The 22,303-nt window shown below is 59.6% G+C and carries 21 protein-coding genes and 1 tRNA gene; 11 read left to right on the top strand and 11 right to left on the bottom strand.

The annotated features are described in order from the left end of the window. Window positions 1-138: 138 nt before the first annotated feature. The 3 genes from ACVWZF_RS12260 to rplS form a co-directional block, all read right to left on the bottom strand. Window positions 139-963 (bottom strand): tetratricopeptide repeat protein, encoded by an 825-nt coding sequence (locus ACVWZF_RS12260; protein WP_041437723.1) that lies wholly within the window; start codon window positions 961-963, stop codon window positions 139-141. Between the two features lie 69 nt (window positions 964-1,032). Next, window positions 1,033-1,105: transfer RNA gene (locus tag ACVWZF_RS12255), tRNA-Trp, on the bottom strand. A 67-nt stretch (window positions 1,106-1,172) separates the two neighbouring features. Beyond that, entirely contained in the window at window positions 1,173-1,550 is a 378-nt protein-coding gene (gene rplS, locus ACVWZF_RS12250; RefSeq protein ID WP_011434427.1) for a 50S ribosomal protein L19, read from the bottom strand. 166 nt (window positions 1,551-1,716) lie between these two features. Here rplS and ACVWZF_RS12245 point away from each other — a divergent pair, with 166 nt between their 5' ends. Further along, window positions 1,717-3,090 (top strand): efflux RND transporter periplasmic adaptor subunit, encoded by a 1,374-nt coding sequence (locus tag ACVWZF_RS12245; protein ID WP_414329040.1) that lies wholly within the window; start codon window positions 1,717-1,719, stop codon window positions 3,088-3,090. Further along, complete coding sequence (locus ACVWZF_RS12240) at window positions 3,087-4,298, top strand: ABC transporter permease (RefSeq protein WP_457411578.1); 1,212 nt, start codon at window positions 3,087-3,089, stop codon at window positions 4,296-4,298. The genes ACVWZF_RS12245 and ACVWZF_RS12240 overlap by 4 nt, the downstream gene beginning before the upstream one ends. Here ACVWZF_RS12240 and ACVWZF_RS12235 read toward each other — a convergent pair. Both ACVWZF_RS12235 and ACVWZF_RS12230 read right to left on the bottom strand, forming a co-directional pair. Continuing rightward, window positions 4,295-5,803, bottom strand: coding sequence for a UbiD family decarboxylase (locus ACVWZF_RS12235; RefSeq protein WP_457411577.1), 1,509 nt, complete (start codon window positions 5,801-5,803; stop codon window positions 4,295-4,297). The two genes, ACVWZF_RS12240 and ACVWZF_RS12235, sit on opposite strands and share 4 nt — an antisense overlap. Before the next feature lie 18 nt (window positions 5,804-5,821). After that, on the bottom strand, window positions 5,822-6,718 hold the full coding sequence (locus tag ACVWZF_RS12230; RefSeq protein ID WP_414416210.1) for a carbohydrate ABC transporter permease: 897 nt from the start codon (window positions 6,716-6,718) through the stop codon (window positions 5,822-5,824). 221 nt (window positions 6,719-6,939) lie between these two features. Between ACVWZF_RS12230 and ACVWZF_RS12225 the strand changes: the two genes are divergently transcribed. Together ACVWZF_RS12225 and recR are read left to right on the top strand one after the other, a co-directional pair. Beyond that, entirely contained in the window at window positions 6,940-7,275 is a 336-nt protein-coding gene (locus ACVWZF_RS12225; protein WP_011434432.1) for a YbaB/EbfC family nucleoid-associated protein, read from the top strand. A gap of 35 nt (window positions 7,276-7,310) precedes the next feature. Continuing rightward, window positions 7,311-7,910, top strand: coding sequence for a recombination mediator RecR (recR, locus tag ACVWZF_RS12220; protein ID WP_414344525.1), 600 nt, complete (start codon window positions 7,311-7,313; stop codon window positions 7,908-7,910). Between the two features lie 13 nt (window positions 7,911-7,923). Here the strand turns inward: recR and ACVWZF_RS12215 are convergent, their stop codons facing one another. Then, window positions 7,924-8,502, bottom strand: a complete 579-nt coding sequence (locus tag ACVWZF_RS12215) for a hypothetical protein (RefSeq protein WP_414329036.1) — start codon at window positions 8,500-8,502, stop codon at window positions 7,924-7,926. A gap of 237 nt (window positions 8,503-8,739) precedes the next feature. Between ACVWZF_RS12215 and frr the strand changes: the two genes are divergently transcribed. Together frr and ACVWZF_RS12205 are read left to right on the top strand one after the other, a co-directional pair. Beyond that, window positions 8,740-9,288, top strand: coding sequence for a ribosome recycling factor (gene frr, locus ACVWZF_RS12210; protein ID WP_011434435.1), 549 nt, complete (start codon window positions 8,740-8,742; stop codon window positions 9,286-9,288). Window positions 9,289-9,524: 236 nt separating this feature from the next. Continuing rightward, window positions 9,525-12,251, top strand: a complete 2,727-nt coding sequence (locus ACVWZF_RS12205) for a CBS domain-containing protein (RefSeq protein ID WP_011434436.1) — start codon at window positions 9,525-9,527, stop codon at window positions 12,249-12,251. A gap of 9 nt (window positions 12,252-12,260) precedes the next feature. Here ACVWZF_RS12205 and ACVWZF_RS12200 read toward each other — a convergent pair whose 3' ends face one another. From ACVWZF_RS12200 to ACVWZF_RS12185, 4 genes are all read right to left on the bottom strand, one after another. Further along, complete coding sequence (locus tag ACVWZF_RS12200; RefSeq protein WP_011434437.1) at window positions 12,261-12,767, bottom strand: hypothetical protein; 507 nt, start codon at window positions 12,765-12,767, stop codon at window positions 12,261-12,263. Window positions 12,768-12,859: 92 nt separating this feature from the next. Continuing rightward, the gene (locus ACVWZF_RS12195; RefSeq protein WP_011434438.1) at window positions 12,860-13,801 is read right to left on the bottom strand and encodes a transglutaminase family protein; all 942 of its coding nucleotides are present in this window, start codon (window positions 13,799-13,801) and stop codon (window positions 12,860-12,862) included. A 426-nt stretch (window positions 13,802-14,227) separates the two neighbouring features. After that, complete coding sequence (gene mazG, locus ACVWZF_RS12190; RefSeq protein ID WP_049749664.1) at window positions 14,228-15,028, bottom strand: nucleoside triphosphate pyrophosphohydrolase; 801 nt, start codon at window positions 15,026-15,028, stop codon at window positions 14,228-14,230. 262 nt (window positions 15,029-15,290) lie between these two features. Further along, the gene (locus ACVWZF_RS12185; RefSeq protein ID WP_041436895.1) at window positions 15,291-15,512 is read right to left on the bottom strand and encodes a DUF2949 domain-containing protein; all 222 of its coding nucleotides are present in this window, start codon (window positions 15,510-15,512) and stop codon (window positions 15,291-15,293) included. A gap of 510 nt (window positions 15,513-16,022) precedes the next feature. Between ACVWZF_RS12185 and ACVWZF_RS12180 the strand changes: the two genes are divergently transcribed. The 3 genes from ACVWZF_RS12180 (at window position 16,023) to lipA (ending at window position 18,295) form a co-directional block, all read left to right on the top strand. Beyond that, on the top strand, window positions 16,023-16,259 hold the full coding sequence (locus tag ACVWZF_RS12180; protein ID WP_011429589.1) for a DUF3148 domain-containing protein: 237 nt from the start codon (window positions 16,023-16,025) through the stop codon (window positions 16,257-16,259). 465 nt (window positions 16,260-16,724) lie between these two features. After that, window positions 16,725-17,219, top strand: a complete 495-nt coding sequence (locus tag ACVWZF_RS12175) for a DUF4079 domain-containing protein (RefSeq protein ID WP_011434440.1) — start codon at window positions 16,725-16,727, stop codon at window positions 17,217-17,219. Window positions 17,220-17,440: 221 nt separating this feature from the next. Continuing rightward, complete coding sequence (gene lipA / locus ACVWZF_RS12170; RefSeq protein WP_011434441.1) at window positions 17,441-18,295, top strand: lipoyl synthase; 855 nt, start codon at window positions 17,441-17,443, stop codon at window positions 18,293-18,295. Here lipA and ACVWZF_RS12165 read toward each other — a convergent pair. After that, on the bottom strand, window positions 18,292-19,515 hold the full coding sequence (locus ACVWZF_RS12165; protein WP_011434442.1) for an Era-like GTP-binding protein: 1,224 nt from the start codon (window positions 19,513-19,515) through the stop codon (window positions 18,292-18,294). The two genes, lipA and ACVWZF_RS12165, sit on opposite strands and share 4 nt — an antisense overlap. Window positions 19,516-19,649: 134 nt before the next feature. Here ACVWZF_RS12165 and ACVWZF_RS12160 point away from each other — a divergent pair, with 134 nt between their 5' ends. After that, on the top strand, window positions 19,650-19,799 hold the full coding sequence (locus ACVWZF_RS12160; RefSeq protein ID WP_011429585.1) for a hypothetical protein: 150 nt from the start codon (window positions 19,650-19,652) through the stop codon (window positions 19,797-19,799). A gap of 376 nt (window positions 19,800-20,175) precedes the next feature. After that, window positions 20,176-22,125, top strand: a complete 1,950-nt coding sequence (locus tag ACVWZF_RS12155; RefSeq protein WP_011434445.1) for an acetate--CoA ligase family protein — start codon at window positions 20,176-20,178, stop codon at window positions 22,123-22,125. Window positions 22,126-22,303: the final 178 nt, after the last annotated feature.

Below are 22,303 nucleotides of genomic sequence, written 5' to 3'. Positions count from 1 at the left end.
GCTTGATCCCAATCTAGCAATCTCCATCCCCCCAGACAGGATGTAACCTGAGACTCTGGCTGCGGGGATCCCCAGCAACTGTTTCGTCAATGCGCAGAGTCAAGACCCAGAGTGCCTCCGCCGCAATCGTAAGCCTCACTACTTGAGAGAAAGGAAACGCTCCAGAGCTGCCACCATTGCCGGTGGCCAACGGCGGACGGTTTTCACCCATTCCAGGTCGGCGTAGCGGGGATCCAGTCCTTGCACAGCCACCCAGTGACTTTCAGCCTCTCCCTGGCGACCCTGCGCCCAAAGAATGGCGCTGAGAGCAGCCCGCATATCTGGAAACTTCGGGTACTTGCGCACCAGAGCCCGCATCAAGCGCAGGGCAGCTTCTGTTTCACCCACCTGGTAGAGGCTCAGAGCATAGTTGGCCTGAGCGAAGGCGTAGTCGGGAGCCAATTCTGTGGCGCGGCGGTAGTCGGCCAAAGCCTGTTGCCATTGGCCCAGCCCTGCTTCCGCATTGCCGCGGTTGTTGTAGGCCGCCGCATCGTTGGGATCCAACTGCAACACTCGTTCGTAGTCTGCAATCGCCTCCTGCCACCGCCCCAGCCCCTCCAGAGCAGTTCCTCGATTTAGATAGGGATCCGGCGCCTCAGGGGCCAAACGAATGGCCTCAGCGTAATCCTCCAGAGCTGCCTGCAGTTGGTGCTGGCTGACACGGGCATTGCCCCGGTTGCTCCACAGGGCTGGATTATCAGGCTGGATCTGCAACAGTTGAGTCCACAGGGCTTCCGCCCGGGCAAAATCTCCCCTCTGAGTAGCCGCAAAGGCCTCCTCAAACAGTCGATCGATCTCGTGATCTACCCTGTTGCTCGCTGCCGTTGCCACCACACCCGATCCAGGCCAGATAGGGATCCCTAGCCAAAACAGCAGCCCCAGCAGCAGCGCAGGGAGTAGGTTGGGTACACTGACGGACTTCATGGCTGCAAAAACCACCTTGGATGGGGTGTCCCCACCTGAAGCCATCGCCGCAGGGGGTCTGATGGTTAGCGCGCCCTGGAGGACTCGAACCCCCGACATCCGGTTTTGGAGACCGACGTTCTACCAACTGAACTAAGGACGCATTGGCCAAAGGTTACACCCGCTTACCCAGTGTAGCAGGTACACCTAATTTTCAGAGGAGCTGTTCCTCAACTATCTGGGCTCTCTGCCTTAGCCTTGATGCGAGTGGCTTTGCCCACCCGATCCCGCAAATAGAACAGCTTGGCCCGACGCACTTTACCCCGCCGCAGCACCTGAATCGACTCGATGCGCGGGGAGTGAATGAGGAAAACCCGCTCCACGCCGATTCCCTGGAAAACCTTGCGCACCGTGATGGTGCGGTTAATGCCGGAGTGGCGCATGGCAATGACCGTGCCCTCAAAGGCTTGTACCCGCTCCTTGCCCCCCTCTTGAATGCGAACTCCCACCCGTACCTGATCCCCAACCCGAATCTCCGGCAGATCCGGCTTCATCTGGGCAGCTTCAATGGAGCGGATGATCTCCTCAGCGTTGATGCGAACGTTCATGGCCTTCCCGCGCTACCGGCAGTTAACCATGGTAACAATCGTCGCTGTTTTTTGTACAGAGCTGGCCGACATAGAGCTCAAGAGGTGGGAGACTGTGTTTACGCTTCCCCCATTTTTCCAATAGGCTAGACAAAGATAAAGCTTTTGTTACAAACGGGAGACTTTTGTGATCCTGCACACCGATGAGCCCAAGACGGGATCCCTGTCTACTCCCAGGCCTGCAGATCAGCCTCTGCCCCAGAGCAAACCCCGCCCCAAGAGATTTCCCTTCGGTTGGATGCTCTTGGGCTTGCTGTTGGCCGGCCTAGGGGGCAGCGGTCTCCTGATCCAGCGTCAGCTGCAGCAGCAGAGGGCAGAACGGCTGGAAAGATTGACGGTACCGGTTCAAGTGGTGGATCTGACCCAACGCCTGCGGGTGAGCGGCCAGGTGCAGCCGCTCCGCCAGGTGAATGTCAGCCCTCGCGAGTCGGGTCGCCTGGCGGAACTGTTGGTGGATCAGGGAGATGAAGTGGTGGCAGGGCAGTTATTGGCCCGGATGGACTACGGCGATCTCGCCAGTGGCATTCGCCAAGCCCAAGCCCGCATTCAAGAGCTGCAAGCCCGTCTAGCGGAGCAACAGGCCGGAGAGCGCCCCCAGGTGATCGCGGCGGCCCAGGCCAGGGTGGATGCTGCCCGGTCGCAGGTGGACTTGGCTCAGAGGGAGTTAGAGCGCATCCAGGCCCTGGTGCAGGCGGGGGTGGTAGCCCGCAGCGAGCTGGATCAACGCTCGGCCCGCCTGGAACAAGCGCAAGCGGATTTGCGAGCTGCTCAACAGGAGTTGGAGCGATTGCAACTGGGGAGCCGCCCGGAAACCCTACAGCAAATTCAAGCCCAAATTGCCCAGGCACAAGCCGAGCTGGCCCAACGGCAATCCCGGTTGGCTGACACCGAAGTCCGCGCCCCCTTTTCCGGTGTGGTGGTGCAGCGCTTTGCCGAGGTGGGATCCTTTGTAGCTCCCACAACAGCAGCTTCCGATGCCACCGCAGCTTCTTCCAGTTCCATTTTGGCGCTGGCTCAGGGAATTGAGGTGCGGGCAGAAGTGCCAGAAGCCCAGATTGCCCAGGTGCGGGTGGGTCAGCCGGTGGAGATCCGCTCCCTGGCCTACCCCGACCGCCTGGTGCAGGGGCGGGTGAAGCGGATTGCGCCTGCTACCGTGGTGGTGCGAGAGGTAACCGTCTTTCGGGTCTTCGTTGAACCGGAGCCTGGGGCCGACTTTTTGCGCACCGGCATGACTGTTTCGGTGGATTTCATTGGGGATCCCCAGCCTCAGGCTCTGACGGTGCCCTCAGTGGCTATCCTCCGGGAGGAAAGCCAGGAAGGCGTGCTCCTGCTGGATCCCCAAAGCCGGCAACCTGTCTATCGCCGCGTGGAAACGGGCATCACTCAGGGTGGAGTTACCCAAATCCTCTCTGGTCTGCAGGCAGGGGATCGGGTCTTTACTGCCCTGCCTCCTGGGGTGAACCTAGAGACTTTGATTAAAAGAGCGGAGCAACAGCCATGAGCCTGGCAACGGCGGCCAAAATGGCCTGGCAAATGGTGCGACGACATCGCCTGCGCACCGGGCTGAGCATGCTCGGGATCCTCATCGGCAATGCGGCGGTGGTGGCCATTGCCGGATTTGGCTATGCTGCCCAAGAGATGGCAGTGGATCAATTTCGCTCTCTGGGCACCAACTTGCTGATCGTCTTTTCGGCCAACTTGGGCCTAGCTGATGCCGGCAACATCCGCCCCCTCACCTTGGAGGATGTACGGGCTATTGCGGCGGAAGTGCCTGCCGTGTCAGCAGCTGTCCCCAGCCTGGGCACCAATGTGCGCGCGGTGCGAGGTGGAGTGGATCGCCGCTACGAGGCCACCGGCACTTGGCCGGAGTATTTGTCGGTCTTGAACTTAGAGATCGAGGCAGGCCGCTTCCTCTTGCCCTCGGATATCGAGGAACAGCGCCCGGTGGTGGTGCTGGGCAGCGATGCCGCCAGCCAGTTGTTCGGCCTGGATCCTGCCGCTGCCATTGGGGAGACCGTCCTACTGAACAATTTGCCTTTCGAGGTGATCGGCACTTTGCGCTCGAAGCCGACGGTGTTTGGCAACAGCGATGCCGGAGTGTTTCTGCCGGTGGACGTGGTGGCCAATCGGTTGGTCGGGCGGCGTTCCCCCTACGGCACAGAGCTGACGGCGATTTTCGTCTCGGCCCGCTCTGAAGCCGATCTGCCTGCTGCCGAGTTCCAAATCCGCAACCTGCTGCGCCAGCGGCACCAATTGGTGGGAGAAGATGACTTCATCATCCGCAACCAGAAAGTGCTCCTGGATGGGTCGGCCAGGATTTTGAGCCTGTTGCGGGTGCTGCTGACGGGCACGGCGGCCCTCTCCCTGCTGGTGGGAGGGGTGGGGATCATGAATGTGATGCTTATCTCGGTTGCGGAACGCACCCATGAGATCGGGCTGCGCAAGGCGATTGGGGCGGATAGCCGGCAGATTTTGCAGCAGTTTGCCGCCGAAGCGATTTTCATTGCCGTGACCGGGGGGGTGCTCGGGATCCTCCTCAGCAGCGGCCTGCTGGTGGCGGTGCAGGTGTTCACCCCCTTGGCCACCCAAGTCGATGGGGTGGCAGTGGGAGTGGCGTTCTCCCTGTCCACTGGGATTGGGCTAGTCTTTGGCATTTTCCCGGCCCGCAAAGCGGCGCAACTGGATCCCATTGAGGCCCTGCGGGCCTAGAGATCGTATCCAAACAGGCGGGGATCCGCCGGCTGCCAATTGAGATCCGCCAAGCCGTACTCCGCCCAGCGGCGATCCACCAGGCGGGCTACTTCTGGATCCGGAGTGAGGGGATCCCGCCAGGGAGCATCGGTTTCTGGGGGAATTTTGGTGGTGGCATCAATGCCCATCTTGCCCCCCAGACCCCGTTTTTCGGTGGCAAAGTCCAAGGTGTCAAAGGGGTTGTCCGCCAGAATAAACACATCCCGCTGCGGATCCACCCGCGAACACAGACACCAGAGCACCTGCCGTGGATCCCGCACATTGATATCCTTGTCCACCACGATCACAAACTTGGTGTAGCTAAATTGGGGCAGGGCGCTCCAAAAAGCCAAAGCCGCCCGCCGCGCCTGGCCAGGGTAGGCCTTGTCGATGGAGAGGATGGCTGCTTTGTAGCCCAGCGCCTCCATCGGCAAAAAGAAATCTACAATCTCCGGCACCTGCTGCCTGAGGATGGGGGTGTAGATGCGGTTCAGGGCCAGCGCCATCATGTCGTTTTCTTTGGGGGGCTTGCCGCTGAAGGTGGTGAGGTAGATGGGATCCCGGCGGTGGGTCAAGCAGTGGAAGCGAATCAGAGGGGCCTGCTCGTTGCGGGGGCCATAGTAGCCGATGTGATCCCCGGCAGGCCCGTCGGGGGCCACTTCCCCAGGGGTGATGGTGCCCTCCAAAACGATCTCAGCATGAGCCGGCACCTGCAGATCCACCGTTTTGCACTGGGCCAGGTGCAACCCTTCTCCGGCGTAGAGACCGGCAAACAGCCACTCCGACAGATCCACCGGCAGAGGTGTGGCCGCCGCCAGAATCACCACCGGATCCACCCCCACCGCCACCGCCACCTCCAACTTTTGGCCCAGGGCCGCCGCTTTGCGTAGATGCCGAGTCGCCCCCCGCACCGACAGCCATTGCACCGTCATGGTGTTGCGGCTTTGCAACTGCAGGCGGTACACCCCCACGTTGGGGATCCCGTTTTCCGGGTCTTTGGTGACCATCAGGCCCAAGGTCAGCACCCGTCCGGCATCGCCGGGGTAGACCCGCAACAGGGGCAATTGGGTGAGATCCACTTCCTCTCCCCGCAGCACCACCTGCTGACAGGGAGGGATCAGATCCCGGCTGGGTCTCGCTTTGAAGACGCTAAGCAGCGCCTGTCCCAACTCCACCGCCTGGGCAAAGGTTTTGGGGGGCCGTGGCTGGTAGAGCAGGGCCAGCTTTTTCCCCAGTTCCTCCAGATCCTGAGGCTGCTCCATTCCCAAAGCCCAGCAAATGCGCTCCACCGTGCCCAGGGTGTTGATGAGCAGCGGCATTGAGGATCCCTTCACCCGCTCAAACAGCAGCGCCGGCCCCCCGCAGGCCAAGAGGCGATCGGCAATCTCGGCAATTTCCAGATCCGGATCCACTTCTGCCGAAATGCGGCGGAGCTGACCACGGGATTCCAGCAGAGCAATAAAACGGCGTAGATCTCTGGGCATGAAAGGGAACCTAAGGGCTTACTTGTCGCGATTGAGGGCTAACCCGCTCATGAAGGGCTTTTGCAGGACAATGAACACCAGCAGCGGCGGGATACTGGCGATGATCGCTCCCAGCATCATGGGGCCATAGGAGGCCGAGCTATCCAGATTGAGCAGGGATTGCAGCCCCACCTGCACCACTTGTCGCTCTCGGCCTTGCACGATCAAGCGGGGCCACAGGTACATATTCCAAGCGTAAACGAAGTGAATCACCGCCTGCGCCCCGATGGCGTTCCAGCTCAAGGGGATCAGCACCTGGGTGAGAAATTGCAGCGGGTTGGCCCCGTCCAGTTGGGCCGCCTCCGCCAGCTCGCGGGGGATGTTGGAAAAATGCTGGCGGAACAAAAACGTGGCCGTGGCGCTGGCCAGAAAGGGCACGATTAAAGCGTAGTAGGTGGATCCCCAGCCCAAGTTGGTGACCAATCGCAGCAGGGCAATAATCAAGATTTCGGTGGGCATCATCAGCGTGATCAGCACAAAGCCGAAGGCCAGCCCTTTGCCGGGAAAGCGGAAGTACACAAAGGCCAGCCCGGCTAGCAGCGACAAAACCGTCTTGCCCACGGTGATCGCCACCGCCACGATGGTGCTGTTGACCATGTAGTGGCCCAAGTGCCGCGCCACCATCACCTGATGCCAGTTGAAGGCAAAAGAGGAGCCAAAGGTCAATTGATAGCGGAACACCTCGGCATTGTTCTGGGTGCTCACGAGCAGGGCGTACAACACCGGAAATCCCAGAACCAAGCAGGCCAGCACCAGGCCCAAATGCACATACCAACGCTCCGGGATCCAGCGCCGCCAACGCCAGGGAGAAGGCTCCACCCGAGTTGAACTGGGCTGGGCTACTTGAGATCGGGGATCCTGCAACAGTTGGGCCATGGCACCTCCGGACAGCAAACGCTGATGAGCAGATGGGCTTTTGAGTCGATCTTTGGCTTCTCTTGTGAGGATAATCTGCCAGAGTTAAGGGCAACCTAAGGAAGGCCGGTCGCCTTAGCGGTGCGGAGCACTTCTGGCCTGAACTTTCGAGTGCTTTTACCGGCGATGGGGAAACGGGTAGAGTAGAACAGCAGTATCTGGATAACCCAAGAGAGGATCCCATGACTCGAGGCTTTGGCCCCTTCGGCAAAATCCAAGAAGCGCTCAAGAAAGCCCAAGAGGTGCGCGATGGCGCCCAAAGGCTGCAAAAAGAGCTAGAGGAGATGGAGATCGTCGGCGAAGCCGGCAATGGGCTGGTGAAAGTGACGGTCAACGGCAACCAAGAACCTCTCAAAGTCTCTCTGGATCCCCAAGTGCTCCAGGAGTCGGTGGATGTGGTAGAAGACTTGCTCCTGACAGCAATGGTGAACGCCTACACCCAATCTGCTGAGACGATGCGCAAACGCATGGAAGAGCTGACCGGAAACATCAGTCTGCCGGGGTTGGGACTGGGTTGAGCCCCACTTGCTTAACCCCGCTTGCTTAACTCTGTATGTACACTCGCCCCTTGGCTCGCCTCATCGAAGAGCTGCAACGGCTGCCCGGCATTGGCTCCAAAACCGCTCAGCGCCTAGCTCTCCACTTGATCAACCGGCCTGCCGGCGAGATCGAGGCCCTGGCCAAAGCCCTGCTGGAAGCCAAGCAGACGGTTCGGCACTGTTCCATCTGCTTCAACTGGTCAGCGGAGGATCCCTGTGAGATTTGCCGTTCGCCACAGCGGGATCCCTTGCTGTGGTGCGTGGTGGCCGACGTCAAAGACTTGATTGCGATGGAGCGCACCCGCGAGTTCAAGGGGCTCTACCACGTTTTGGGCGGCCTCATCTCCCCCATGAACGGGATCGGGGCCGACCAACTGCACATCCGCGAGCTGGTGGCCCGGGTGGCACGGGAAAAACCGCAGGAGCTGATCTTCGCCCTCAGCCCCAGTGTAGAGGGAGAGGTGACCATGCACGTGGTCAAGGATTACCTGAAGCCAGTTGCCCCCACCTTGCGCATGACCCGCCTGGCCTTCGGCCTGCCCATGGGATCCGAGCTGGAATATGCCGACGAGGTTACCCTGGCCCGTGCCCTGGAAGCCCGGCAGGAGTTGTGAGCCGCCCAGCCCATCAATCGCAGCCGGTTACCCCCTCCGCGCAGTAGGTGCTCCACCAGGGGTTGAAGTTGGCAGGATCCTCGGGCAGAGTGCTGATGTTCAGAAGTTCCTGGAAGCTGCTGTTGCGGCCTCCGTAGCGCAGGTGCATGTGCACCGGATCCCCGTGGGGTGCCCGCAGAATCACATAGGTGAAGGTCTCGCAACTGGCGTCTGCTCCAGGCTGCAACTGAAACAAATCCCAGATGGAACTTAAGGAGCGCTCAGGGTAGTAGAAGGGATCCGGCGCAGCCCCCCGATAGGCGTAGCGACAATTTTCCGCCAGGGGCTTTTTCCCCTCCAGATCGGCGTAGAAGGAGAAGAACTCCATCTTCTCAAACTTCACCCGCTTTGGATTGCGCGGATCGTTGGCCGATTGTTCCAGGGACGTATCCAGAGTGAAAACACCATCAATTCCCAGGTAGGGCACTTTATAAGCATTGGGGGACACAATCTGCAGCTCTAAGGCTGCCGCAGCCGCTCCAAAACCCAAGAGACTCAAGCTGCCGATCAGCCAGGCTAGGGCCGTTGAAGAACAAACTTGACGAGAGGGCATAAAACTTCGTCGTGCCTGTATTGTGCAGTAAAGTCCAGACCAGTCTAAGAAAAGCTTTGAGCTCGTACTATCCCACTGGGGGGCATTTTGCGGAAATTCGCCAGCTGCAGGTGCAGCTTTGGGGAACGGGATCCTAAGACAAGGCGGTAGAATTGAGGTCAGGCTCACCGTAGAGGGGCCAGGTTGGCTGCCCAAGCCTGACTGTCTGGAAACTGTTTTGAAAGCGAGGAAAACCCCGTGGAGCTAGCTGAGATTGAGGAGTTGATGAACAAAGCTGTGCAAGCCACACAGCGCTCCTTTAATACGGTGCGCACCGGGCGGGCCAATTCCAGCCTGCTGGATCGCATTCAGGTGGAGTACTACGGCGTGCCCACTCCCCTCAAGGCCCTGGCCAGCCTCACCACGCCAGACTCCAGCACTCTCTTGATCCAGCCTTTTGATCCCTCGACCTTGGCGGCCATTGAGCGGGCCATTGTTGCCTCTGACCTAGGTCTAACCCCCAGCAACGACGGCAAGGTGGTGCGGCTCACCATTCCCCCCCTGACGGAAGAGCGCCGCAAAGAGCTGAGCAAACAGGTGGCCAAGCTAGCCGAAGAGGGGCGAGTCTCAATCCGCAACATCCGGCGGGATGGCATCGACTCGGTGCGCAAGCGGGAGAAAAACGGCGAGCTGTCTGAAGATGAGTCCAAAAGCTTGCAGGATGACATCCAGAAGCTGACCGACCGCTATATCAAAAAGATCGATGAGCTGCTGGCAGAAAAAGAAAAGGAGCTGACGACGCTGTAAAAGCTCCTTGTGGACATAACTCCCCACGCTACTGGCCTGCTTCTGCATAGCCGTAGGACGGGGTTATGACCCAATTTTTTGATAAAAACCCGGACACCCGTCCTGAAACTTAGCTTCGAGGTTTTCACTTGCCCCTCGGAGTTGAGCAGCCCTTCATTTCTTCTTGTCCGACTCCAACAAGAGGGATCCTGGCTTAGGCCAGGATGGAAGGGGGGAAAACGACAACTCTTGCCGCAATGGATCTGATCCTGTGCCATCAATCGGCGGATTTCGACACCCTAGGGGCGGCGGTGGGAGCGGCGCGCCTGTATCCGGGTGCCCGCATTGCCTTGGCCGGGGGATCCCTGCCGGGGGTGCAGGAGTTTTTGGCCTTGTACCGAGATGAATTTCCCCTCATCGAGCTGCGCTCTGTGGATCCGGGACAGGTGCAGCGGTGGATTGTGGTGGACTGTCACGATCCGGATCGCTTGGGCAAAGCTGCCGCTTGGTTGAGCGTCCCCGGCACCCAAATCGAGATTTTCGACCATCACCTCAGGGATCCGGAAACCCCACCGGATGGCTTTTGGCCGCAGCAGCAGGTGAACTGTCATATCGAGGCCGTGGGGGCCACCTGTACCTTGCTGGTGGAGCGGCTGCAGGCTGCTGGGATCCCTCTCAGCCCTTTTGAGCGGCTGGCGCTGGCTTTGGGCATTCACATGGATACGGGATCCCTGACCTTCCCGGAGACCACCGCCCGCGATGCTGCTGCCCTGAGCTGGCTGTTGGATCAGGGGGTGAACCTGGTCTTGTTGCGGCGCTTTTTGGGGGATGGCCTCACCCCAGAGATGCGCGAACTGCTCAGCCAGGGGCTGGCCCAGATGCAGGTGCAGCAGGTGGGAGAGTATCGCCTGGGAGAGTGGCTGCTGGAGCTGCCGGAGTTTGTGCCCGGCCTAGCCGGCCTGGTGATGCGGCTGATGGATCTGACGGGAGTGGATGTGCTGCTCTTGGTGGCGCGGCAGGGGGAGCGGCTCAGCCTGATCGGGCGGGCGCGGCAGGAGTTTGCCCAGTTGGGCAGGGTGATGGCCCTCTACGGCGGCGGTGGACACGATTGTGCTGCAGCAGCCACGTTAAAAGCCAGCCCAGAGCAGCCTTTGCCCAACCCGGCCCAAGTCATGGCGGCCCTCAGGCAGGCTGTCCAAGAGCGGATCCCGCCCCCGGTGACGGCCAAAGATTTGATGTCGGCTCCGGTGCGCACCATCCGACCGGAGATCACCATCGACGAGGCCCAGCGGGTGCTGCTGCGCTACGGCCATTCCGGCCTGGTGGTGGTGGACGCTCAAGGTCGCCTGGTGGGGGTGATCTCGCGGCGGGATATCGATATCGCCCTGCATCACGGGTTTGGCCATGCCCCCGTCAAGGGCTACATGACCACCGACGTGAAAACCCTCTCCCCCGACACCCCCTTGGCGGAGATTCAGCGGTTGATGGTGCAGTGGGATATTGGCCGCCTGCCGGTTCTCCAGGATGGACAGTTGGTGGGCATTGTAACTCGCACCGATGTGTTGCGGCACCTACACGAGTTGCCGGCCCTCTCACCGCAGTTGGCTTTGCCCACCCTTTCCTGCCCTTTGGATCTCGCCTTCGCGGCCCTGTCGGAGCGGCATCGACAGTTGCTGGAGCAGGCCGCCCACATCGCCGATGAGAAGGGCCTGAGGTTGTATCTGGTGGGGGGAACGGTGCGGGATCTGCTGCTGCACCGGTGGGGACGGCAGCCCTCACCCAACCTGGAGCGGCTGGATCTGGACTTGGTGGTGGATGGGCCCTACTCTCCGGCCCTGGATGGGATCGATCCCCCGGGCTGGGGCTTGATTTTGGGACAAGCGCTCAAACAGCACTTCCCAGAAGCGCGGCTGGAGATCCACGGCAAATTCCAAACGGCGGCCTTGATCTGGCCAGGCGGCTTTTGTGTGGATATCGCCAGCGCCCGCACGGAGTTTTATCCCTACCCGGCCTCTCCCCCCGAAGTGGCCATGGGATCCATTCAGCAAGACCTCTATCGGCGGGATTTTTCCATCAACGCCTTGGCCTTGCGCCTCAACGGCCCCCAGCGAGGACAGGTGCTGGATTTTTTCGGCGGACAAGCGGATCTGCAACAGGGGATCATCCGGGCATTACACCCCAACAGCTTCATCGAGGATCCCACCCGCATTTATCGGGCGGTGCGCTTTGCGGTGCGCTTGGGCTTCGCCCTGGACTCGACCACAGAAAAATGGATCCGCGCTGCTGTGGCCAGTGGTCTGCACGATGCCGTCGGCGGGGATCGCCTCAAGCAGGAGCTGGCCTACATTCTCGGATCCCGCGATTGGCCCCAAGCCTTTGAGCAGCTGGCAGAATGGGGGGCTTTGCGCTGTATTCACCCCGACCTGGAGTGGGATCCCTCCCTGTGCCGGCGGTTGCAACGGGTGGGCCGCTGGGCCTATCACTTTCGCCGCCGCTATCCTGAGCTGGGATCCCAGGAGATCTGGCAACTGCGCCTAGAGGCTCTCCTCCTCACGCTGCCCCAAGCCCCCCAGGTGGCCAGCCAACTCCACCTTACCCAAGCAGGCATCGAACGCCTCAGCCATTCCTCCTATTACCAAACCCTGTTGGCCCAATTGGACCCCGGCACCCTCTCTCCGGCCCAGGTGGTGCAACTGCTGCAGGGGCTGCGGATCCCGGCGGTGATTTTGTTGGCTGGGATCGCCCCCAAGCCGGCCCGGCGGTTGATCTGGCGCTACTTGCAGGAGTGGTACTGGGTGAAGCCGCTCCTCAACGGCCACGATCTGCGTCGTCTGGGTTACAAGCCAGGTCGCCCCTTCCAAGCCATTTTGGAGCAACTGCGTTGCCTCACCCTGAACGGCGAACTCACCACCCCGGCAGAAGCTGAAGCCTGGCTACAAGAACACTTCCCCCTGCCGCAAGCTCAATACCGAGGAAGAAAGTAGAAGGGCAAATCAGTCGAAATAGAAGAGAGTGACCAACTTGTGTTGTTCCTCAGCATGCTTGCAGGCATCCAGCAGCGTGACGCTGTCGTGGAAGACAAAGCAGATCAACTGCTGGCACTTGCTGATGATCTCCAGGTTGCACAGGCGGCTGGCCTCCGCCAAGGGAAGATGGTCGTTTTCCGGATGCTCCACCAGATGCAGCACCTGCTCCAGGCTGGCCCGCGACTCTGCCGGCTGTCGCTCCAAACTCTGCGGCAAGATCACCGTCAAGGACTTCATGTCCGCCCGCATCGCCCCCCGAATGACGGCCAAGTTGGTGCCAATGGCCCCAGAGGTGAGGATCTGATTGCCGGTAAGGGCCAGGGCATAACTGAGGGTCTCGATCAAATACTGATGGGTAATGGGCACATGACGGCTGCCCAGGATGGCCACTCGCTTCGGCCCAACTTGCTGAATGGCGGCCAACTCCTGCAAAAACGTATCAACGCTGGTGGGGACATCAATAGACTGGGTCAACGGGATCCCTCGGCAAATTCTCAAGATCTGGGCTAGGCTATGCTATCTCAAATTTCCGCTTTGGGATCCGGCCAAGTTGAAGCTCTACGGCTTCAGCCCCAAACTTTTGGTGGAGTGCTCAGGCTGTCTGCAGCAAGCTGGGCTTGGCTTTGCGCAGAAGATCCCGCCTGAATGTGGATGGTGTAGCTCATGCTGCTGTGAACGCCCTTGCCCAGCCAATGGCCGTAAATGGGAGCGGCATCTCTGGGGTAAGCGCTGGCCGCCAAAGCCACATGACCATCGGCCACGGCCAACCCCTGGGTGGGATCAAAGCCCCGCCAACCGGCCCCTGGCAAGTACACCTCCGCCCAAGCGTGCAAATGACGGCGCACAGGCTCTGGGGGTTCTCCACCCCTGCTCTCCCCCGAAGGCTGCGAGGGGCTGACCTGGTAGCCACTGACAAAGCGCGCGGCCAAGCCTACCGTACGGCAGACCTCCATGAACACCAGGGCCAAATCGCGGCAGGCTCCGGTTTTGCGATGCCAGGTCAAGCCGGCAGGCCAGGGATCCCCCTTTTCCCGCAAGATGTGGCGGCATTCTGAATAGATGCGCTGGTTCAGCGCCGGCAGAAAAGCCGTCGTTTCCCCCTGCACGTGATCCCATAGCTCCCAGGCCAAGGCCTGGATGCCGGGATCCGCCTGAGCCGTCAGATAAGGCTGTAATTGGGCTGCCAGCGTGCTGGGATAGTCGATGGGGAGATGGGTGGCCCAATCGCAGAGCAGGTAGTCGAAGGGATTCTGCCGCAGGGTGAGCACCGTGGCCTGAGTTTGAATGCGCAAATGCTCGGTGGGATCCCCAAACCAGAGCCGAACCGCCGCGTTGCCCTCCAGGTCCACCAGCGCCGATTGGCCCACCGGCTGCGGATCCACCTGCAACTCAAAAGCCAGGAGAGTCTGGATCCCGTCGCAGCGCGGTCGCAATCGCACCGTGTGGGGCTCCAGTTGGACTGGACGACTGTAGCGATATTCGATGAGATGGCGGATCTGAATTTGCACAGGTTGGCCAAATGACGGGCAAGGAGTTTTATCACAGGCAGCCGAGCCTTGAGATCAGGTAACCCAAACTGCTCTCGAATCAAAGCCAGGAGGTAGCTGTATCCTCTGCCGGGGAGCTTTGAAACTTTATCTGAGTTTGAGATCTCCGAGAGCTCTGCCCTACCTCCCCAATCATCGAAACCTTCAGCTTAGAGCGAATATACTCCCCGGCCCGTACAGGAGCATAGCGAGGGGGGTTTGCTGCATTCTGGCATGTGGGCAGGCATTCAATCCAAGCCCCAGCCTGCTCAAGGAAAGAAACTGGAGACATAGCCGACATAGAGACAGGTGCTCAGAACAGCTCCTACCCTACAAAGAGAACTTGCCCCAAGACTGTGTGGGCGGATACCCCCTCAAAGCCAGCGCCAGCTCAACCCCATATCCAAACTAGGGATATTCTTGCTTGGCCTGTTGCCAGAGGACTTCCAGCTCCTGGAAACTGCGTCCTTTCAGAAGGGAGCTTATGCCATCGCCGGGCAGGGATCCCGCTGGTTCCTGAGCCAGCTCTTCCATGCGCAAAAAACGGCGAGCAAAGCGCAGGTTGGTTTGGGTTAGAGCTTGGGCAGCATCCAAACCATACCAACGGCCCAAGTTGACCAGGGCAAAAAGCAGATCCCCCAGTTCGGCTTCCTGCCGAGTTGGATCGGGGGGATCCCTCTCCAATTCTCGACGCAGCTCGGCTTCTTCCTCGCGGATCTTGGCCCAGATCCCCTCCACCGTTGGCCACTCAAACCCTGCCCCCACCACTTTGCAGGAAATTTTCAGGGCAGCCATCAGGGGGGGCAAACCTTGGGCATAGTGTAGCAGTTTTTGGCCAAGGCTTTGATCCGGTCGCTCCCCTTGCTTGATCTGTTCCCAAGAGCGGTGCAACTCCGGAAGATCTGCCATCACAGCATCCCCAAACACATGGGGGTGACGGCGGATGAGCTTATCGGCAATTCCCGCAGCCACAGCTTCCAGATCAAAGTGGTTCTGCTCGGCAAAGATCTGAGACTGCAACACCACCTGCAACAACAAATCCCCCAGCTCTTCGGCAATTGCTGCCGGATCCCCGGCTCGAATGGCAGCTACCGTCTCATACGCTTCTTCAAGAATGTAGGGGGTAAGAGACTCTGGAGTTTGGGCCCGATCCCAAGGACACCCGTCGGGAGCGCGCAACCGAGCAACAATAGCCGCCAAACGACTCATGTGTGAGCTAGAGGCGGAACGCTCCAGATAAAGGTGGGCAAAATGGCCCGTCGCTTGAGGATCCCAGCTTTGCAGCGTCAATGGGCCGGCCACCACCTCCAAGTCTTCTGTTAGCAACGTAACAGACTGGACAGGAGAACAGATCTGTTGCAAAACACTGCGCAGCTTCGCCAGATCCTGGCCCCCACAGCTTTTCAGCAGCAGGGATCCCTGCTCAGCAGCGAACCACCGAGCCAGAGCCTGTTGCCAGTTGGGCTGAAGACTATCCAGCGTTTGCAGCATGATCAAAAGGGTAGGCGCGGCCCAAATCCAAAAGGCGGCTGAGCTGCTCCAGATCGATGAAACTCAACTCCAAAAGGATCATCAGCAACGGCCCTTGCTGGCGATGCTGCAGCTTCTTGGCCAGGCTCAGTTGAGAACGGTCGATAATGCCCGTTTCCAATAGATATTCCTCAAGGGCTGGGGGGGGAATGGGATCTAGCATGGTCGTTTCGCAGCGCTGAAGTAAGGACGAGTATGAAAACTGAGAAGATAGCAAACCAATGTAACTATTCTTAACACTTCTACAGAATTTCGGCAAAGATCTGGCTGGTGCGTAGGCCGAAGGCGAGCTTGCTAAGCCCTGCGCCCACAGCTCCAGGACAAGAGAACCCCTAAATTGCCTCGGCAAATGAGGTTTCCGTATCCAAGGACACAAAAAATGGGTACCAAGAGTTCATGGTATGGTAGCAAATTGGCGATCAGTTGGCAGCACCCCGAAAGGCCGACTGCTTTTTCTTTGTGGGAAAAACCAACTCACCTTGCAAGATGTTACCTTTTTATCTCGTTGAGTCCTCGTGCTTGATAAAAATCTTACAACAATTCTTCGGGGATCCAATCTGTTCGGCTCCTCTGGGATCTGCCCTAATGCTGTCATCCTGCTCGGGTTCGGTTTTGGGCATACATCGTCCTACGTTCAGCTAAGCTAGAGACACTTGCCACATGGACTCCCGTTATGTCTGAAGCCCAGGGTTTACTGCCAGTGGGGGCAACGGTTCAAGTGGTGGAGATGCCTCCTTACCTAAAAACGGCTGACCCAATGCCGATGTTGCGCCCGGCCCATTTGATCCGCTTGCACGAACAAGGGGTGATCCTGCAGCGGCGGCTGTTGGGCACCTACAGTGTGCAGTTTGCCAATGGCATCTTTCTCATAGACGGAAAATATCTCGCGCCGGTGGGATCCCTGTCCTGACACGCCCATCTCTCCTCCGAGCCAGCTGGATGGGTTTGCCGACCTTTAGAACCTTTGGGAGCTGGCAGCTTTCTGCAGAAGCGAGCCTTCAACTGGCCGGCGGACTTTCGCGATAGCCTGAACCGCGGCTAGCCGCTTCTGACGCTTCAGCGAGCTCAGTTGCTTATTCCCGTCAGCGGTGTCGAAGTAGCTGACAGACCTGCCCAGCTTTTGGTAGCTGGTTTTGCGATCTGCCACCGCCGCGCTGTAGAGGGCTCAGCACATCCGCCCCCAGTGGTGCAAGAGTTTTTCTTGCTGGCGACTGGGATAAAGCTGGGCCGCGGCAGCGTTGCGTAGCCACAAAGTGAGGCAGGGGGTTACCCTGCCATAGGGTGCCAGTCCGCTGCGCTGAGACTGGAGACTGCCGCGCATCAGGTTAACTCATGTTAATTTGGGGGCGTCTTCCTCTTCCATCCTGCGATCTCTATGAGCATTCAACTTCCTCGCTGGCTAGAACTGGCCTTGCCTTTCTTTCATCCTGTGCTGATGATTTTGGCGTTTGCGCTGGCCCTGTATGCCCTTTACCTGGGTCTGCAAGCGCGACGGGTGCGCACTGCCTCGGCAGAAGAACGCAAGGAGCTGATCAAAGGGAAGTTTGGTCAGCGGCATTTCCTCGCCGGATCCCTGTTCTTGGTGTTGATGGTGTTCGGGGCGCTGGGCGGCATGGGGGTTACCTACCTGAACAATGGCAAGCTGTTTGTTGGGCCTCACCTGCTGGCTGGGTTGGGCATTGTGGCCTTGGTGGCCAGCTCTGCGGCTCTAGCACCGCTGATGAAAGACGGGCAAAAGGTCTGGGCGCGTAATGTGCATGTCCTATTAAACGTGGTGATCCTGGCGATCTTGGGTTGGCAGGCGGTGACCGGCTTTCAGATTGTGCAGCGCATCGTCGACCAAATGCTGACCACACCCCAGGTGGCTTAATCTCCCCGAAAGACCCATGCAACCCTGAACAGGGCTGAGCTTTGGGAGGACTTTGTCCCGCTGGTGCGAGCCGAGAAGTCCGTCGACCCAAAGACTTCGGCCTCCCCTTTTCGGAACCCAGAGCTTCATCATGTCAGAATGGCAGAGCAGGCGCTGCATCCTTCGGCTGTAGAGGGGCGCAGTCTTGTTGCCGATACCCAGTTAACGCAACGGTTCTCCCTATGTCGGTTAGCCCTCTTCCCAGTTGGGTCAAGCGTTCCATCGGCAAAGCCAGCGAGACTTCAGCGGTGCAGCAGGTGATCAAGCAGCGGGGCCTGCACACCATTTGCGAAGAGGGGCGCTGCCCAAACCGAGCCGAGTGCTACAGCCAAAAAACCGCTACATTTCTGTTGATGGGAGGGATCTGTACCCGCGCCTGCTCTTTTTGCCAGGTGGCCAGTGGACGGCCCGCACCGTTGGATCCCACAGAGCCGGAGAAAGTGGCCGAGGCGGTTGAGCTGCTGGGGCTCAGCTATGTGGTACTCACCTCGGTGGCCCGCGACGATCTGCCCGACCAGGGATCCGGTCGCTTTGTGGAGGTCATGGAGGCAATTCGGCGGCGCTGCCCCGGCACCCAGATCGAGGTGCTCACCCCCGACTTTCGCGGGGATCGCGAGTGCATTGCCCGTGTGGTGGCTGCCCAGCCTGTCTGCTACAACCACAACATCGAAACGGTGCGACGCCTCTCCCAGGCAGTACGGCGCAGCTCCGGCTATGACCTGTCCTTGCGGGTTTTGCGAACGGTCAAGGAGCTGAATCCTGGATTACCCACCAAGTCTGGGCTGATGCTGGGGCATGGGGAGACCCGCGCAGAAGTGCTGGAAACTTTCCGGGATCTGCTGGCGGTGGGATGCGATCGTCTGACTCTGGGGCAATACCTGCAGCCTTCCTTGGCCCATCGCCCTGTGGAACGCTACTGGACTCCGGAGGAGTTTGCCGAGCTGGGCCAGATAGCCCGCCAGATGGGGTTTCGCCAGGTGCGCTCAGGGCCATTGGTGCGCAGCTCCTACCACGCTGCCGAAATGGTTGAGAACTAGGCCAGGGAGCTTGGCAGAGAGGCTGTGCAGTCTGTCATAGCCAACCTTTCCCGTCCGATCAAGGCACGAAGGCCCGCTTCCAGGCCGAACGCTCGGGCTGCAAACCGGCTGAGCACCTGTGGCGCCAGGGATCCCAGGCGATACAGGCTGACCCCCGCCACCAGACCCGGCAAGAGGCCGTTGCCCCAGCCTCCCCACAGCCAGGAACTTACTCCTTCTGCTAGCAGCAGCAAAGCCCCATTGAGCAGCAGCGGTCGCCACAGCCCCTTCCACAAGACCCTCCGGGGCAGGTGCAGCCGGATCTCCAAGCCCAGCAGCCAAAGACCATCCAGCAGCGGGGCCAACAGCAAATCCAACCCCAGCGGAGCTAAGCCCACCCCCATCCCCTTGCCAAGGGCGAAAATCCTGCCCCATTGCTCCACAAAGGGGGCATGGTGCTGCCACTGTTTTTCCAGAATCTGGGCCTGAACCCGGTCCAGCCGCTTCAACACATTCAAAGCCAGGAGGGATCCCGCCTCGGTTTGCAAAATCTGCAGAATTCGCCCCCGCAAGGCTTCAATTTGGGGTGCAGGCCGTTCCCATTCCAAAGTAATGCGGCCATCCGGCCAGTGGGTGCGGACTTTCAGAGGTTTTGGGCAAGCGGCCACGGTCAAAATCTCTTGCGGCGATACCCAGCCTAGGTGGCGGCTGATCTGGGCACAAATGGCCTGCAACTCCGCTTCGGAGTAGAGATCGCATTTGTTCAACACCAGCAGGATGGGTTTGTGCAGGGTGCGCAGCTCCGAGAGAGCTTGGTATTCCAACTGGGTCAGGTCGGTGGCGATGACAAACACGATCAAATCCGCCGAGCGGGCCACATCCCAGGCCAACTGTTCGCGGGCTTCTCCTTCCACTTCGTTCAAACCCGGAGTATCCACCAGCCTCACCCGCCAAGGGATCCCCGGCCCCGGCTGCCACAGCAGGGATTGGGGCTGCTGAGTGACCCCATTGAGGGGGCCCACCTTCAATCGCTCCTCGCCGGTTAGGGCGTTCAGGACGGCCGACTTGCCACGGTTGACCAGCCCAAACACCGCAATGGAAAACAGCCGCGCGGTGAGGCGCTTGCGCAAAGTGGATAGAGCCCTGAACTCCGGTTGTAAATCCCGACGGCTGGCCAGAGATTGCCAATGATCCCAGCACCTTTGCAAAACGGTTTCGGCTTGGGTCAAGGGAGTGGTCATAGACAGGGGCAATGGACTAACCCTCACTCTAGAGGGAATTGCCCCTCAGGGCTAGCCGTTTCTCCCCCCCAGCGTGGGGAATCCAAACCCCACAAAATAGGGCATGATCACCCTAGGGTTCCGCCGAATCTCCTATGCTGTACCGCCTTCCCCAATCTCTGAAATGGCTTCGTGTGGGTGGATCCCATCGTTCTAAGCAAGAGCGCCAGATCGTGCGCAGCCTGCTGGCCTTTGCTGGGGCGCTGCTGGTTATGGATGTTGTGCTTCTGAGCGCCCTTCGCTAGTCCAACTTGGCAAGCCCATCGTTAGGTGATTCCGAACAAGTCTAAGTCTGAGGCATTCCTCTAGCACTGCTACAGGCAAGCACTCCCAGCCCCTTGCCCATTATGAGGAGAGGGGATCCCAGAATTGGCAAACAGTTGCACTGCAACTCGAAATAACCCCAACCCGATCAGAGGGTGGGAAGGGTTTTCCAAGTTACCAAGTTGCCTGTCAGGCAACTGTTAATTGACCAGCAAAAGGCTAGCTGGGATCCCTTGTGCTGCGAGGGCAAGCCGCCGGGGATGGGGGCCGGATCGGGAATAATGGAAGCGGCCCAAGCCGGGGGAGTTGGGTTTTCTCCGAGCTGAGGTCGTTGTCTTCCTTCTCTTGAGGCCGGCTATGGTTTTGCAGGAGGCGGCGGGCGTGCCCCGCATCAACGCGCGCGAGTCGGATGTTTTCGACATTTTCAACCTGAAGCATTATCTCGGCCCTAACCCCTATCTCAGTACAGCCGCTTTCACCTTCGACTTTGCCCTTACCCAGTGCCCACAGCCACTGCCCATCGATGTCTACCTGTCCAAGGTCTGCTTCTACTTTCCCCAGTTGCAGGAGGGATCTTATCCTTCCTACGCCCACTTGTTTGCCCGGCTGGTGACGGAGGTGAACCGGTTGCAGATGGATCTCCACTTGCAGCGGTGGAGCTGTCATCCGTTTTCAGAGTATGTGCGCATCGCGGTGCAGACCTTACATGGCCGTACCACTCGTGCTGCGGTCTATTTTGCTTGGGATTGGCTGGAAGCCATCACCCAAGGACAGCCCTTCGATTTTGAAGGGGAGATGCGCCGCCTGCAGCAATTGTTTCGCGACTCGGTGTACGGCGGGCCGACGGTCTATGCCCTCTTGCGGGCTGCTCACGAACGCGGGATCCCTACCTACTACCTATGGGATGAAGGGGTGATGCAGTATGGCTATGGTCGCAACCAGGTGCGAGGGGTGGCCACCACCTTTCACTGCGACAGCCATCTCGACTCTGACTTCACCACCCGCAAAGACGATTGCAAAGCCTTTCTGGCGGCGCAAGGGTTCCCCGTGCCCCAGGGAGAGGTGGTCGCCTCTTTGGCAGAAGCTTTGCAGCAAGCGCAAGAAATCGGCTATCCGGTGGTGCTCAAGCCGGTGGCCGGCCACAAGGGGATAGGGGTAACAGCAGGCATTCAAACCCCAGAAGAACTGGCCTTTGCCTACGAGGTAGCCGTGGCAGCCCTTCCCCCTGAGGAGCCCATCCGACTGATCCTGGAAAAGCATCTGCAGGGCACCGATTTTCGCCTGTTGTGTGTGGGAGGCCGCTTTGTGGCGGCCACGGAACGACGCCCCGCCTCGGTGACGGGAGATGGCCGAAGCACCATCGGGCAGCTCATCGAGCAGGCCAACCGGGATCCCGCCCGTTGGGATACCCCCACTTCTCCCCTAGGGCCGATCCAATGGGATGAGACAATGGAGCGCTTTCTGGCGGAGCAGGGCTTGACAGTGGACAGTGTGCTGGAACCGGGGCGGACGGTCTATCTGCGCAAGGTATCCAATCTCTCGGCGGGAGGAGTGAGCCGCGATGTCACGGCCACCGTCCATCCCGACAACGTGGTTTTGGCCCAAACCATTGCCCAGCAGTTCTCGCTGGTGTGCTTGGGCATCGATGTCATTGCCCCCAGCCTGGAGCGCTCCTGGAAGGAGGGATCCCTGGGGATCATCGAGATCAATGCTGCGCCAGGTGTGCTCATGCACCAAAAACCTGCCATTGGCGCGGGAGTGGATGTGCCGGGGGCAATCCTCGACCATCTGTTTCCCAAGACGGCCCGCATCCCGATTTTGACCTTCAACCGCCTTACCCTGGCGGAGGCGCACACCTTGGTGGAGCATATTTTGTCCCACCGCCCCAACGCATGTGTGGGATCCGTCTGTCGGGAGGGCGTGCTGCTGAACCACAGCTCTAGACCCCTGCAGGGCAGCCTCTTTCGCCAGGTGAAAACCCTGCTGCGCCATCCCCAACTGGATCTGCTTTTGGCGGAAGCCGACGAAGAGACCCTGGAGCGGGAGGGCTTGGCCTACGAAGGCAGCGATCTGGTGGTGCTGCGGGATCCCTCCGATCAAGAGCTGCAAACCCTGAAACGGGATCTCAACCCCGGCGGCGCCCTCTTCCTGCAGCGGGGATCCACCCTAACTTTGACGGTGGCGGGCCAGGCGGAGCGATTTGAATTGCCGGGGACAGACCTTCAGATGGGGATCCTGCTGCGCTCCATGACCCTGCGGATCATCTGCAGAACCATTAGCCAGATGCTGAAGAACTGGTCTGGCTGAGGGGTTTTGGATTTTCTTCAGATTCTTGTAAAAGGGTAGGCAAAACAAGGGATCCCTGCTGGGGAAAAAGGCCGGCCAGCCAGTCAGCTAGAAATCGCAGGAGCCCCGCACTGTACCCGTAGGGTCAGTGCCGGGAGGAATGCGCTTTGATGAAGTACAATGAACTTATGAGCCAAGT

Source organism: Thermostichus sp. OS-CIW-30 (assembly GCF_054060215.1).
The sequence above is the reverse complement of the archived record's forward strand: the minus strand, read 5'-3'. Positions and strand labels throughout refer to the sequence as shown.